The sequence below is a fragment of the Paenibacillus sp. 1781tsa1 genome (assembly GCF_024159265.1).
GTDB lineage: Bacteria > Bacillota > Bacilli > Paenibacillales > Paenibacillaceae > Paenibacillus.
Window position 1 is genome coordinate 1,382,608 of sequence record NZ_JAMYWY010000001.1, and the last position, 13,408, is coordinate 1,396,015.

11 protein-coding genes are annotated in these 13,408 nt (G+C 45.7%); 5 read left to right on the forward strand and 6 right to left on the reverse strand.

The genetic code is table 11. The annotated features are described in order from the left end of the window. Positions 1–52: 52 nt before the first annotated feature. Both NKT06_RS06010 and NKT06_RS06015 read right to left on the reverse strand, forming a co-directional pair. Positions 53–2,353, reverse strand: a complete 2,301-nt coding sequence (locus tag NKT06_RS06010) for a helix-turn-helix domain-containing protein (protein ID WP_253431319.1) — start codon at positions 2,351–2,353, stop codon at positions 53–55. Between the two features lie 315 nt (positions 2,354–2,668). Further along, positions 2,669–4,183, reverse strand: a complete 1,515-nt coding sequence (locus NKT06_RS06015) for a glycoside hydrolase family 43 protein (RefSeq protein ID WP_253442409.1) — start codon at positions 4,181–4,183, stop codon at positions 2,669–2,671. A 173-nt stretch (positions 4,184–4,356) separates the two neighbouring features. On the opposite strand from NKT06_RS06015, the gene NKT06_RS06020 reads away from it, so the two are divergent. After that, positions 4,357–5,226 carry a helix-turn-helix domain-containing protein gene (locus NKT06_RS06020; protein ID WP_483311563.1) on the forward strand — a complete coding sequence of 290 codons (870 nt, stop codon included), beginning with the start codon at positions 4,357–4,359 and terminating at the stop codon, positions 5,224–5,226. A 141-nt stretch (positions 5,227–5,367) separates the two neighbouring features. Here the strand turns inward: NKT06_RS06020 and NKT06_RS06025 are convergent, their stop codons facing one another. The 4 genes from NKT06_RS06025 to NKT06_RS06040 form a co-directional block, all read right to left on the reverse strand. Continuing rightward, positions 5,368–5,937, reverse strand: a complete 570-nt coding sequence (locus NKT06_RS06025) for a YdeI/OmpD-associated family protein (RefSeq protein ID WP_253431326.1) — start codon at positions 5,935–5,937, stop codon at positions 5,368–5,370. Between the two features lie 11 nt (positions 5,938–5,948). Further along, positions 5,949–6,458 (reverse strand): DinB family protein, encoded by a 510-nt coding sequence (locus tag NKT06_RS06030; RefSeq protein ID WP_253431329.1) that lies wholly within the window; start codon positions 6,456–6,458, stop codon positions 5,949–5,951. An 82-nt stretch (positions 6,459–6,540) separates the two neighbouring features. Then, on the reverse strand, positions 6,541–7,458 hold the full coding sequence (locus NKT06_RS06035; RefSeq protein ID WP_253431332.1) for a helix-turn-helix transcriptional regulator: 918 nt from the start codon (positions 7,456–7,458) through the stop codon (positions 6,541–6,543). Positions 7,459–7,736: 278 nt separating this feature from the next. Next, positions 7,737–8,654, reverse strand: coding sequence for an ArsR/SmtB family transcription factor (locus NKT06_RS06040; RefSeq protein ID WP_062832986.1), 918 nt, complete (start codon positions 8,652–8,654; stop codon positions 7,737–7,739). A gap of 338 nt (positions 8,655–8,992) precedes the next feature. On the opposite strand from NKT06_RS06040, the gene abnA reads away from it, so the two are divergent. From abnA to NKT06_RS06060, 4 genes are all read left to right on the forward strand, one after another. Then, complete coding sequence (gene abnA / locus NKT06_RS06045) at positions 8,993–9,961, forward strand: arabinan endo-1,5-alpha-L-arabinosidase AbnA (RefSeq protein ID WP_483311610.1); 969 nt, start codon at positions 8,993–8,995, stop codon at positions 9,959–9,961. A 132-nt stretch (positions 9,962–10,093) separates the two neighbouring features. Further along, on the forward strand, positions 10,094–11,437 hold the full coding sequence (locus NKT06_RS06050) for an ABC transporter substrate-binding protein (RefSeq protein WP_253431335.1): 1,344 nt from the start codon (positions 10,094–10,096) through the stop codon (positions 11,435–11,437). Positions 11,438–11,593: 156 nt separating this feature from the next. After that, positions 11,594–12,484 (forward strand): carbohydrate ABC transporter permease, encoded by an 891-nt coding sequence (locus NKT06_RS06055; RefSeq protein WP_036611613.1) that lies wholly within the window; start codon positions 11,594–11,596, stop codon positions 12,482–12,484. Between the two features lie 26 nt (positions 12,485–12,510). Next, positions 12,511–13,353 (forward strand): carbohydrate ABC transporter permease, encoded by an 843-nt coding sequence (locus NKT06_RS06060; protein WP_036611483.1) that lies wholly within the window; start codon positions 12,511–12,513, stop codon positions 13,351–13,353. Positions 13,354–13,408 lie beyond the last annotated feature (55 nt).

The following is a 13,408-nucleotide window of genomic DNA, read 5'->3' on the forward strand; positions in this document are numbered from 1 at the left end:
ATACATGGTTTACTGTTCTGAGATGTAACCATCACAGAGACGATATCTCCTTTTATCCAATACACTCCTCGTCATCATCATCCGGGGAATCGGCGGAGCCGTTGGGACGGTGCATTTTACGGTATTGCCCTGGGGTATAACCCGTTTCTTTTTTGAATTTGCGGATGAAGTTTGGTGTGTCCAGATAACCGACGCGGGTGATGATATCTTTTAGCGGATCGGTTGTATGCAGCAGCAGCCGTATGACCTCATCCACCCGTTTCTGCCAGATATATTGGGTGAAATTCATGCCGATCTTTTCTTTGAAAGAACGACTGAAATAGGATGAAGAGATCGTAAATTTCGATGAAATCGTACCTAGACTGAGGTCATAATCCGAGAAATTGGCATCAATATAAGCAACGATTTCATCCATCAGAGAGCTTTCTTCCGTCTCGCTCTTCGCCTCGACATGGGCGCAGATTTCGGCGGCAAGACCTGTAAGTTTTTTCTCCAGATCCTCCAGTGAGTCATAGGAAGTGATCCTTGGAAGTTGATCAACCACATGATGGATTCCAAGCTCCGAGGCGGTTTTGAGCATTGTATTCAGAATATCAAAGCAGATGCAACGCAGCAGCGGTACAGATGGCATTTCGGATTTCAGGGTATTCAACGCGGTTGATACCATCTGAACCGCCACATCATAGCTGCCTTGTTTTAAGCTCTGAACCAGCTTTAATAACACATCCTTAGGGACCCAGAAGGAAGAATCCTGTACAGCGGAACCGGAAAGGTCGTTAAAGTATGTACTGCTACCCTGTCCGTGCAGCATCGATGCTTCCAGAGCGGTGGATGCCTCGATGTAGGACTGATTCAGCTGTTTAGGATAAGTGTATCTATTGCCTATCCCGATTGCGGGCGCGACCCCGGTGTGTTCTACTACCATCCATTGCAGTTTTTTAACAATGGGCTCTATACGGGCATCGAGGCTACCTTCATGCCCAATTTCGGCATTGAATCCCACGATAAGGGCCAATTGGTCTGCCTGTGGCAGCTCCACGCCGTAAGCATATGCAGACAACTCTGGCAGCTCCACATCGTTCATCAGCTGCATGACAGTTGGTTGCTCTTGGTTATCACCGATACGAAAAGCATGCATCTCCCAGCCCATGATCATGACAAAATAATGGGATCGGTTGAAGCGTATGCCAAGCTTATCCGTAAACTCAGCGGGGAAATCTCCGGTGTGACCGTGCTTCAGCAACATAAGTAAAATATGATTGCGCGCATAGGGCTCCTGAAGATCTACACGCTGACTATAATCATGCAGTGTTTTCTTGATCCATTCCAGCTCGTTGGTGGTTGAGGACGTATCCGGATCATTCTTCAACCGGATGAACTCCATTAAGTCTGAAATGGGATGGTATTGTCTTCGTGCCAACATGATGGCAAGGATCGTACCCATCGTCACCACAAAGGAGAATACAAGGATAATAAAGGTCCGAATATGCACAATTCGGCTGAAAAACTGGTTGCTTGGCATAGCGGTGACATAAGTCCAACCCGCATCCGATTTAACGGATACAACCGAGTGGGGTTCTTGATTTAAGGAGATGCTGTGCGTTCCCGGTTCAAGTGCAAACAGAGCGTTGACTTCCTGTTCGGATATGATTTCTCCTTTGTAATTGGCTGCCAGTACTTGCCCGTAATTATCGAAAATATAAGTCATCCCGTGATAGTCGCTGAGGATCGAATCAATTAAGCCCGTCAGATTGGACTCGTGAATCAGGTACATGACGGTTCCATGGGCGGGCGTATTATTAGGTGCAATCGGTACAAGGTAGGCCAGCATGGAATTGGGGATTCGGGTTCCTTGGACGACCTGCTCGGCTGGTCGTATCGTGGGAAACGGGACGTTATTCAAATCCCGGATCATGTCTGCTTGGTTCCAGGTATTAAATTTGTAGCGGCCAGTGAATACATTCAGATTCTCAGAGCCTTGAGAAGAATAGATATTATCATCTCCGCGGAAGAACAGGAATAACTCATCGATAATGGAACTGGTGGCTTTGTATTTGACCAATGCGCCAATGGATTCTCGGCTATAGTACGGATGGTGGGTCCAATACCGCGTTAACTGCTCATCATAGGCGATGCGAAACGCGATGTCCTGTAGTTCCTTCATGCGATCATCAATGACCGTTTTGGCTTGAGTGAGCTGATTAACATTGGTCTGTTCAATCTCTGAACGGAGCGTGTTCACAGCATTGTGATAAATAATGATGGTTAATATAACAAGAGGGATAAGGAAGATGGAGATATAGGATAGTGTGTACTTAAGCAGAAGCTTGGACTTGAAGTGATTCCATTTCATATCTGCAACCTCCCGTTTTTCTTTCGTGCTGCAGCGATAGCGCTCTCATATGGGCAGTGAAGGTATTGCCGTGATGGGAGTGGCTGGGGTGTTCCTTCTAAAAATACTAGGAGAACTTCTCTAATAAAGCAATGGTTCTTTTATAAATTCCAGTGCAATCCGTAAGAAAGATATAGCTATAGCAAAATCCCCTCAAAGTTAACTCATTTCCTTATGCTACCACATAAGGATTTGGTAAGAGTATCTACTTTAAGGGGATAACTTTAGCTGATCATATATTATATTTTCTATTACTGAATATAGGAGTTAAAACGATTATTCTTCCAGAGGTTCATAGTCAAACCAATCGAAACTTGCAGGTGTACACTCCTCCGATGGAGCATAAGCGTACATGGCTATCATCACACCTGTGAAACCACTCGCCACTTCGGTAGATAACAGATGTGTTTCTCCTGAACCCACTTCAATGGCATCGGATGAACCTTGCTGATAGAGGAACGTAAAGTGATTACGGTCAGCCTTGATTTGTAATACAACAGGCCCTTTGTCACAGTCAAGCACCTGTTCGGTTCGCAGGGAGCCGACGGTTCGCCGCAATACGATTCTCTTCTGACCGTCAATCCGAGTTACAGCCAAATCATAATGATATTTATGATTCATAAATACCGTTAATCCAGCCTCCTCGCCACTTGCAATCGGCTCATAATATAGCTCGGTCGCCATATTGCATAAGAAATGGCTCAATCGACGCCCAATAAAGGCTGGATTTCTACCCTCATCAAGTGAAACCGAATGACCACGCAAGGTGAGCCGCCCTGGATTTTCTGTAAGCGTCCAACTACCCGGAGCCGGGTTACGCAAGAAGATCCAGTTCAAGCCTAATGATGCTTCGTCAAAATCATCCCGGATAGCCTGAGGCGACCAAAGATGCTCAGCCAACAAAGGCCCAGTCATCTCCTGCTCGATATGTCCATGCACACCGATCATTGGCCAACCGTTTTCCGTCCAAGTGACAGGTGCCAGGAACGTTTCGCGTCCCAGATGGTGCCGCATGGGATAACCTGCTGGACGAATGCCAAGAGATACGGCCCACCAGCTTCCATCCTGAATCTGGACAAGGTCTGCATGACCGGTTGCGTGGATGCTGGATTTCATGCTCCGATTGGACAGAATCGGATTATGAGGACATGGATCAAATGGTCCGTATGGCTCTGTACTTCGAGCAATGGTCTCCATATGACCATACTCGGTTCCGCCTTCGGCGATCATCAGATAGTAGAGGCCGTTTATTTTATACATGTGGGGAGCTTCGGGGGCTGCTCCTCCGGTTCCGGTCCAGATTAGTTGGCTATCTGTTAGTCTCGTTCCGTTCTTAAGGTCTATCTCGCACTGATAGATGCCCTCGCCCTCATTGCCGTTGCAGGCCGTTTGAAAATACACACGTCCATCTTCATCGAAGAGAAAAGAGGGATCAATGCCCCCCTGATCAACAAAAATCGGAGCAGACCATGGTCCCTCAGGCTTAGCACTACGTACATAAAAATTTCCACCGCCGCTGACATTGGTTGTTGTCATATAGAACCAGCCATCATGGTACCGGAGAGTAGGGGCATAAATGCCGCCAGAGCTGCCTGCGTTCGCTAAAGGGAGCTGCTCGGTTGTTGTGAGGACATGGCCGATCTGTCTCCAGTTCACAAGGTCCTTGCTATGGAAGATGGGTACACCAGGGAAATATTCAAAGGTACTGGTTACCAGATAATAGTTTTCATCTACACGGCAGATACTCGGATCTGGATAAAACCCCGGAATCACCGGATTGGTATATTTCATCATTTATGCTCCTATTCATTTCGAGAGTTTAATATGGATCTGAACGTGAACGTATGAAATGTATCCTTGCTACTAAGGGGAATTATATCGTCTTGAATCATTTCCAACCTTGATTTTTCGGTCCTCGAATAGCATGATATAGACATTCAACCCAACATGGTTTGCGGAGGGGAATGCTTTTGAGTCATGCATATTTGAGATGGTTTACTTCAGATCAACAGTTTCCATTTTTCATTCAGTATGGTGGACACGACCAAGACATGGAGCTTCACAATCATGTGGACTTTACGGAACTTGTCATTGTTCTGAGTGGTCATGCAACCCATGTGGTAAACACCGAGGAGTTTTTTATTAAAAAGGGGAACGTATTTGTAATTAATGGCGACACCCATCACGCGTACAAAGACCCTCATGATTTTAGGATCTGTAACATTATGTTCAGTCCTGAGATGCTTGCTTCGGCTGGACCTGATCTGAGAAAATCTAACGGCTTCCAAGCGCTGTTTGTGTTGGAACCGTTTTATCGTAATATTCACTCTTTTCCGAGTAAACTCGCGTTATCCATTTCCAGTCTGGAGTATGTGGAATCACTGATCTCGTTCATGATTGAGGAGTATCAGAGTAAACAGCAAGGGTATCAGACGATGTTGATCTCACGTCTCACGGAGATGGTTGTTTATTTGTCGAGACAATATGATACGCAGGAGAAAGGGATTGAAGGTAATAATCTGATGCATCTGGCCAATGCCATTTCATTTATTGAAGATCATTATCTAGAGCCCCTGTCGTTGGAGGATATTGCGGGGAAGTCGAACATCTCCATAAGGCATCTGAATCGGATTTTTCGATCCTATTATCAGATGACCCCGATCTCTTATCTGCAGAAGCTGCGTCTGGAGAAGGCATGTCATTTGTTGAAAAACGGGAATCTGTCCATCACGGAAATTTCGTATGAATGTGGATTTAACGACAGTAATTATTTCACCCGCCAGTTCAAGAAAGCCTTTGGCAAGTCTCCCAAAACATACAGGCAGAATCATTAACACCCGAATGAATATGATGTGTGAGCGGGGAGAGGTGAACAGAAAGTCTGGGCCGAGATTCGCCAATGTATAAATCAATCCAAAAAAAAACAAGCAGGACCATCCTACGAGGAGGTCCTGCTTTCGTATTTTCAAGGCCTTTTAATAATCCAGAAGCCGTCCGTGATCATGCCACTGACCGTACATTTTATTCTCTTTGGTGTTGCTTATGAATTTATCCAATCTGCTCTGGAATAAGGCGGGCTGCTGTTTAACACTTTGAATCGTGTCAATCCTGACCTTCTGATACAGGGTAGGGAATGCCGTGAAATTCGCATAAACCTGCGGGTTCTCTTTCAACCTTTGTTCGATTACACCATCCATAATGAAAGCACTCGGGTCCATCACAGGTAGCGCTTTTCTGCCTTCGTCATGCATGAGGCCCAACTTTTCAAGACGACGGACGCGTTCCTTGTTCAATTCAGTCCATGAGCTACGTTTGCTTCGGGGAGATATTCTCTGTGCTAATTGAGTCTCGGATATTTTCTTTTTGACCCCATCGATCCAGCCAAAGCACAGCGATTCCTCAACCACATCCAAATACAGCAGAGTATCCAGAGTGGGTTTCAAGCTAACCATGACCCAGCAAGATTTCTGGACTTTTCCATGCTCCTGCAACCAACTTCTCAATTCTTCCCTCGATGTCGCGGGGATACAATGTACATTTTCCATCGCAGAGTTGTCTAGACTTGAGCCGGTTCTTGATACCAGAAGAGAGAATAGTCATTCATGATGGAGGCGTGCCCCAATTGACGCAGCATCGTAGACACATTGCCTCGGTGGTAGGTCCCGTGATTGACTAGATGGAATACCATTTCCGATAAGCTGGTTTCGCGGACGCCGGCAAATGGATTATCGAGCAGCACGGTTTGTTCCAGATTAGTTTGGCCTTGGAGCCATTCACTGGATTGTGCCGACAGATCGGCAAACATTTGCATGTACTCATCTATTGAACCGTGAATTTCACCATTGAGAGGCATGCATGCTTGGAGTGCCTCGGGCATACCGGTGCCCGTTAACACCAGATACCACATCTTATCCACTGCATAGATATGGCTGAGGGCATGGGCGATAGTTGGAAATGAACTGTTCACTTCCTGACTCAGCACAGAAGAGGGGAGTTCTTTGATTCTGTTCAGGATGGTTTGATTAGCCCATGCGTTGTAGTTATACATTTGTTCCGGATGATTCATGAATGATCGTCTCCTTTAATTTGGCGAGGAATGTGGTTACTTCCTAAAATGATTATAAAAAAAGAAGTATGACAACAGCGTGTCATACTTCTTCATAGAGTTTAAGTGCGTCTCGAAGCTGTTCTTTCAGAATACCTCGTAGTTCAATCGGTTCAAGCACCTCAGCGCCACTTCCCAAACTAAGCAGAAACGACCATAACCACTTGGCTTGTAACGGTTGATGAACCGAGATGCGCATCGTCATACTCCCATCCTCGTGAAATTGCTTATCTGCCTGTTGAAAATGATCCATGGCTTCCGCTAGCGCTTCCGGGTTCACTCGAAATACAACATCACTTACCTGATCTTGCCATGATGGATCTGACACAACATTCTCTTGGGGAAGCTCAAGGTGGGGGTGAAAGTGTTCTGATGTCAGGGTCACATTCATCATCCGGGACAGTCGGAATTCGCGATAATCCTGCCGTGTCTGGCAAAATCCATAAACATACCAATTACGGTATTTGAAATGGAGTCTTACCGGTTCCAGATGGCGAGGGGTATGTTCATTTTTCGTATTGATGTAGTCAAAACGCACAACCTGATGTTCCGTAATACCCTTACGCAGATGAGGAAGTGCATCTGGCTCCGTTCGGCGAGTCTCCAGATCCACAGATAGACTTGAGGTCTGATGCTCCGGTCCAATCGTTTGCAGTCGTTCAATTGTGCCCTGTGCACGTGCATCCTCAAAGACCGTGGAGAGACTGCTAAGAACCGTAATCAGAGAATCGACATCATATGAACCAAGCAAGCTCTTATCCATTTTATATCCGTCCATCATGCCGTAGCCGCCCTTGAGTCCCTGATGGGAAATGACGGGGAAGCCGGCTGCACAGATCACATCAATATCCCGATAGATCGTTCTTGGGGATACCTGAAACTCTTCTGCCAAGGTGGAAGCAGACAGCACTTCGTGGTTCAGCAGTTTGTATATGATTGAGATTAATCGCTCCAATTTCAAGAAATATCCCCGCCCGTTATTCCATTTTGTCATTACAGGCCTATATTATATCATGACATGATGAACCACATAGATGAATACAAAGGGTTCATAAAAGTCATATCATCCAGTGTGTTTATTCCAGCTTGGTTGAATAAGTTCTTAGGCAAGATGAAAAAAAGAGTGCTGGATAGCACCCTTTTCGAAGACACATACTTGTTGTTGTTGTTGTTGTATGGAACAGTTATTTAGCAGTTCGGTTGGGCTATTATTTCCAGCGCTTAGAGTAGAGTGGGGCTCTACTCTTCTTGCACGTTATAGAGAACCCGAGCGAGCAGATTCTGTCCGTAGTTACCAAAGTTTTTGCCAAAGATCGTTAAGCCCCGTTTGTTCAAAGGCCCATCCGTAACCGCAATGCGGAAGTGAATATCGCTTTTGTAATCCAGCCCAATCTGGTCCAGCGTCACGTCCGATATGCGGCATCCGTCGATATAGCTGCCTTCCTGCGTAATTCGGATCAGCTTCAGCATGCCGTATTGATTGAGATGGGGAGGCCACCATTCCGGGTTGAAGGTACCGCGTGTATTGCCGAAATCGCCTGGACTCGTCCAGCAGCCAATCTCAATACCGTTAATGTAGAAATAAATATCCGAAGGGTAATTGTCGCAAAAACCAGGTGCCTCCGACCCCAGTTCCATGGATAGCTGAATTTCGCTAAACGACTGATTGGGCTTGAGATAGTTGGGAATGCGATACTCCAAGTAACCTTCAGCCAGCCAGATCATCTCCGCATCAATTCGCAGTGGATCAGCAAAGTAACGCGGATCATCGAACTCTCCAACAATGCTGTCCCGGGTAGCGAGACCGCATGTAGGTGCAGCTTGATAATCGCTGTAATGGCCTACCTGGATTTCAACCTCGTAACGATTATTAATTTCCTGCGAACGCAGATCAACCATCAATTTTTCCTCATTGAGATAACAAATCTTCTGAATGCCATGTTTGCCAACGGCGGTGTTGATTTCAATCAATCCGCTCTCCTCAAGCTTCTTGATATGCATTGTGATAGCGCCATTGCTCAGCCCCAGTTTGGTTGCGAGATCATTGAGATTAAGACTTTGGTTCTTGGCCAGCAGCTCGATGATCTGAATCCGGATTTCCGAACTGAGCGCTTTGAAAATATTCACACCCGACATCAGATCTTTAATATAAATCATAGGTGGATTTCCTTTCCCCGTTCTGAACAAAGTCTCTTTTTAATGCAGACATTTGCACATTTATATGTTTTATTTCAGATAATTATAAATCATTCCCTCATGGAAGGGAAGGGCAGAGAAATAGAAGCCAAAACCCTTCTGTATAGCGCAAATATGAAAATGTAATCTACTTTTTGTTTACTATTCCGGTTAAAATAAGTATTAATCAGTTCATATATATTTGAAATATACCATTGAATTGTAATGTAACCGCTTTTATAATCCTATTATACCTAAATTGATTCAATACATCATGAACCAAATTAACCATTTGAAAGGTGGAGTTAGGTTTGGATAAGTTGAAGACGGTGCAAAAGTTCAAAAGGAAACGTTGGGCATTACCCGCATTGCTTGTCGTAGTGTTGTTGCTTGCAGGTCAATCACGGGCTTTTGCGGCATTTTGGAATCTGACCGGAGATATCGCTGTTCATGATCCATCGATTATCAAAGAGGGCAGCTCCTGGTACACCTTCTCAACAGGTCCGGGCATTCAGGTATTGAAATCGGATAACGGATCGTCCTGGTATCGGGTTCCACAAATCTTCTTAAGTAAGCCATCCTGGTGGGCTTCTGCCGTTCCGGGACAGAGCGGATTGGATGTATGGGCACCGGACGTAGAGCAGTATAACGGAAAAGTGTGGCTCTATTATTCAATCTCCACCTTTGGTTCTAATCGGTCTGCGATAGGTCTTGCATCCGCGAACAGTATCGGTGCAGGGCAGTGGAAGGACGAAGGGTTGGTGCTTCAGACAACGACCGCCAATAATTATAATGCTATTGATCCGAATCTGGTCATTGATGCTTCAGGCAATCCATGGCTGGCCTTCGGTTCTTTCTGGAGCGGTCTGAAGATTGTCAAGCTGGACAAAAATACGATGAAACCGACGGGCAGCATAACTTCCATTGCTGCGCGCCCGAACAACGGAGGTGCTATTGAAGGCCCAAGTGTTGTATATCGTGGCGGCTATTATTACCTGTTTGCTTCCATCGATTCTTGCTGCCAAGGAGTGAACAGCACATACAAAATGGTCTATGGACGTTCGACCAGCATAACAGGCCCTTATGTGGACAAAAACGGAGTCAATATGCTGAATGGTGGCGGTACGATATTGGATACAGGCAATGTGAAATGGAAAGGTCCAGGTGGTCAGGACGTGTACAATGGCAATGTCATAGCACGACACGCCTATGATGCAGAGGATAATGGCAATCCGAAATTGTTGATAAATGACTTGCTTTGGGATGCGAATGGGTGGCCCATGTACTGATTTGTTTTAGATAAACATAAATTGTTTTACAAAAGTATTGACTAAAGTGATCTGGATTTGATAAATTTAACAACAGAAATCTTATTTCATCCAATTGAATACGGTTACAAATCCAGATCAGGAGGGGTTCAGATGGTAAAGAAAAAGAATTGGGTCACATTTATGCTTCTAATGCTGGTGAGTGCACTGGTACTTGCAGGCTGCGGAGGAGGAAGTAGCGGTTCAAGTGGGGACAAGGAGTTAACGTTCATGTTCCGCGGCGGTACGGACGAGCAGAAAGCATACCAAGCGGTGGTCAAGAAATTCGAAGAAGATCATCCGGGTGTGAAAGTCAAAATCATTGTAACGGCTGCGGATCAATATGCAACCAAGCTGAGAGCGGCAATTACAGGCAACAGCTTGCCTGATGTATTCTACATCAATCCGGGCGATGTGAAAGCGTATGTGAACAGTAATGTACTGATGAATCTTACACCGTATGTTGAAAATAACCCGGATGTTGATCTTGATAATATCTGGAAATACGGCGTGGACTTGTACCGTTATGATGGACAAATGTCAGGGCAAGGTGACATCTACGGTATGCCGAAGGATCTGGGGCCATTTGCACTGGGCTACAACAAAACGTTGTTTGAAAAAGAGGGCATTCCATTCCCTGACAAGGATAAACCATATACATGGGAAGAGTTCATTAAAGTAAACCAGCAAGCAACCAAGGATACCAATGGGGACGGTAAACCCGATGTGTACGGTACCGGATTCAACGTACAGTGGGCACTGCAATCCTTTGTATGGAGCAATGGCGGCGATTGGCTGGATGAGAGCAAAACTAAGGTAACGATTGATGATCCGAAATTCGCGGAAGCACTGCAATTCTTCGCGGATATGCAAAACAAATACAAAATCACACCTTCCATTGAGGAAGCGCAAACATTGGATACGTACCAACGCTGGATGAAAGGTGAGATGGCTTTCTTCCCTGTTGGACCATGGGATATGAGTACATTTGAGAAACTGCCTTTCGAATATGATTTGCTGCCTTTCCCTGCGGGATCTACTGGCAAATCAGCAACGTGGATTGGATCTCTGGGAATCGGGGTATCCGCGAAAACGAAACATCCGGAAGAAGCTGCTGCATTGGTAAATTACCTTACAGCTTCCAAGGAAGGCATGCAGCAACTGGTGGATGCCAAGGTACAGATTCCAAACTTGCTTGATATGGCAGACGAGTGGGCCAAAGATACATCCACGAAACCAGCCAACAAACAGGAATTCATTGATATCGTTGAGGATTACGGCCGGGCTCTCCCAGGTAACTACACGTACAATGCGGAATGGTATGATCTGTTCTTCACCGACATTCAGCCGGTATTGGACGGCAAGATTACAGCCGCGGACTATGTGAAGCAGCAACAACCGAAAATGCAAAAACTGCTCGACAAAGCAGTTGAACAGGAAAAGAAATCGCAGAAATAGTAGATAGGAAAGGGTGATGCCGGCAGCCTGCAATCATGCTGCTGGCATCATTCGTATTGGAACGTATTGGATTCATACGGGCATGTGGCATTCGTTGATGGGTAAGGTTCAATCGAAAAATGCCACATGCTGATACTAGAAACAGGGGTGAACACCGTGATTACGAAATCGAGTTTGTATCGCAAAGAGATGCTGTACGGATATCTGTTTATTTTACCTCCGATTCTTGGATTGCTGATCTTTGTCATGTTCCCGTTCCTCTACTCCCTATATGGTTCCTTTACGGATTGGGACGGGCTGGGACAGATGAATTTTATTGGTTTGGCGAACTTCAAGGATCTGCTCACGGATGACCTCTTTTACAAAGCGATGTTTAACACATTTTTCCTGATGCTTGGTATCCCGATTGGTCTGTTGTTGGCGCTATTGCTGGCAATGGGGCTAAATCGTAAAATCCCGGGCACAACGACATTCCGAGTGATCTATTACATTCCGGTTATTTCCTCCCTCGCTGCCGTGTCCATCATGTGGAACTGGGCGTACAACGGAGATTACGGTCTGGTGAACCAGTTCCTTGACCTGTTTGGGATTAAAGGTCCTAACTGGCTTGCGAACAAAGACACCGTCAAACCGGCTCTGATTATTATGACGGTGTGGAAAGGCTTGGGATACACGATGTTATTGTACCTGGCAGCACTGCAAAGTGTATCACGTACATATTACGAGGCGGCAGAGCTGGATGGAGCGAACGGGTTCCAAATCTTCCGCAATATCACCTGGCCGATGGTGAAGCCGGTTACCTTTTTCCTGATCGTTACGAATATCATTGGCGGTTCTCAGATCTTCACCGAGATGAACATTATGACACCTACGGGTGGTCCTGAATATTCTTCGGCATCAATCGTTTTCTACATCTGGCAGAAAGCCTTCAGTAACTTGCAGATGGGTTATGCCTCAGCGATGGCCATGATTCTGGGTATTTTCATTTTTGTCATTACCCTGGTGCAATTCAAAATGAACGAAAAATCAGCCTATGATGGGGATTGATTGTCAAGGAAAGGAGTGAACCGGAGATGTCTTACAGTCAAAAGAGGAAATTAACAAACTCGATCATTTTTATCGTACTCGCGATTGGGGCGATTGCGATGATTGCACCACTGATCTGGATGTTGTCCACGTCATTGAAGGAGAAGCAGGATGTGTTCGCGCTTCCGCCTGTCTGGATACCTGAAGTATTCCAATTTGGAAAGTACAAAGAAATCTGGGAAGCAGGACCGCTGCTCAGCGGGATCAAAAACAGCCTTATCGTTGCGGTGAGTGTAACGGTGGTGGGTACGTTTACGTCCAGTATCGCTGCATTTGCTTTTGCCAAATTAAGATTCCCGCACAAAAACAAACTGTTTCTCGCGTTGCTGGCATCCATGATGATTCCTTATCCGACCGTCATGATCCCGCAATTCATCATGTTTGCAAAGCTTGGTTGGGTGGATACGCTGTTGCCACTGATCGTTCCTGGCCTGTTTGGTAACGTCATCATGATCTTCTTCCTGCGCCAATACCTGCTTAGTGTACCTGATGCCATTATCGAAGCAGCCAAAATCGATGGAAGTTCCTATTTCCGGCTGTACTCCAGCATTACGTTTCCACTGATCAAACCGGCGATTGCTGCACAGTTAATTCTCTGGTTCATGGGCATCTGGAATGATTATCTGGCACCAATTATCTATCTGAATTCACCGGAGAAGCAGACGTTACAGCTCGTTATCGCAAACTTTAATGCCACGTATGCGATTCAAACCGATTACCCGCTCATTATGGCGGCATCGATTGTAGCCCTGTTACCGGTATTGATCATCTTCCTGATCTTCCAAAAACAGATTATTGAATCGGTTGCCATCTCGGGAGTGAAGGGATGAACCAGCGGAAGAGATTCCGGGGTTGGACATTTTCGAAGAGAGGGGTGGTTGCTTC

What these genes read in the sequence shown, in the direction of transcription:
- NKT06_RS06010 (WP_253431319.1), bottom strand. Translation starts at nt 2,353, where the DNA reads ATGAAATGGAATCACTTCAAGTCCAAGCTTCTGCTTAAGTACACACTA.
- NKT06_RS06015 (WP_253442409.1), bottom strand. Translation starts at nt 4,183, where the DNA reads ATGAAATATACCAATCCGGTGATTCCGGGGTTTTATCCAGATCCGAGT.
- NKT06_RS06020 (WP_483311563.1), top strand. Translation starts at nt 4,357, where the DNA reads ATGCTTTTGAGTCATGCATATTTGAGATGGTTTACTTCAGATCAACAG.
- NKT06_RS06025 (WP_253431326.1), bottom strand. Translation starts at nt 5,937, where the DNA reads ATGGAAAATGTACATTGTATCCCCGCGACATCGAGGGAAGAATTGAGA.
- NKT06_RS06030 (WP_253431329.1), bottom strand. Translation starts at nt 6,458, where the DNA reads ATGAATCATCCGGAACAAATGTATAACTACAACGCATGGGCTAATCAA.
- NKT06_RS06040 (WP_062832986.1), bottom strand. Translation starts at nt 8,654, where the DNA reads ATGATTTATATTAAAGATCTGATGTCGGGTGTGAATATTTTCAAAGCG.
- NKT06_RS06050 (WP_253431335.1), top strand. Translation starts at nt 10,094, where the DNA reads ATGGTAAAGAAAAAGAATTGGGTCACATTTATGCTTCTAATGCTGGTG.
- NKT06_RS06060 (WP_036611483.1), top strand. Translation starts at nt 12,511, where the DNA reads ATGTCTTACAGTCAAAAGAGGAAATTAACAAACTCGATCATTTTTATC.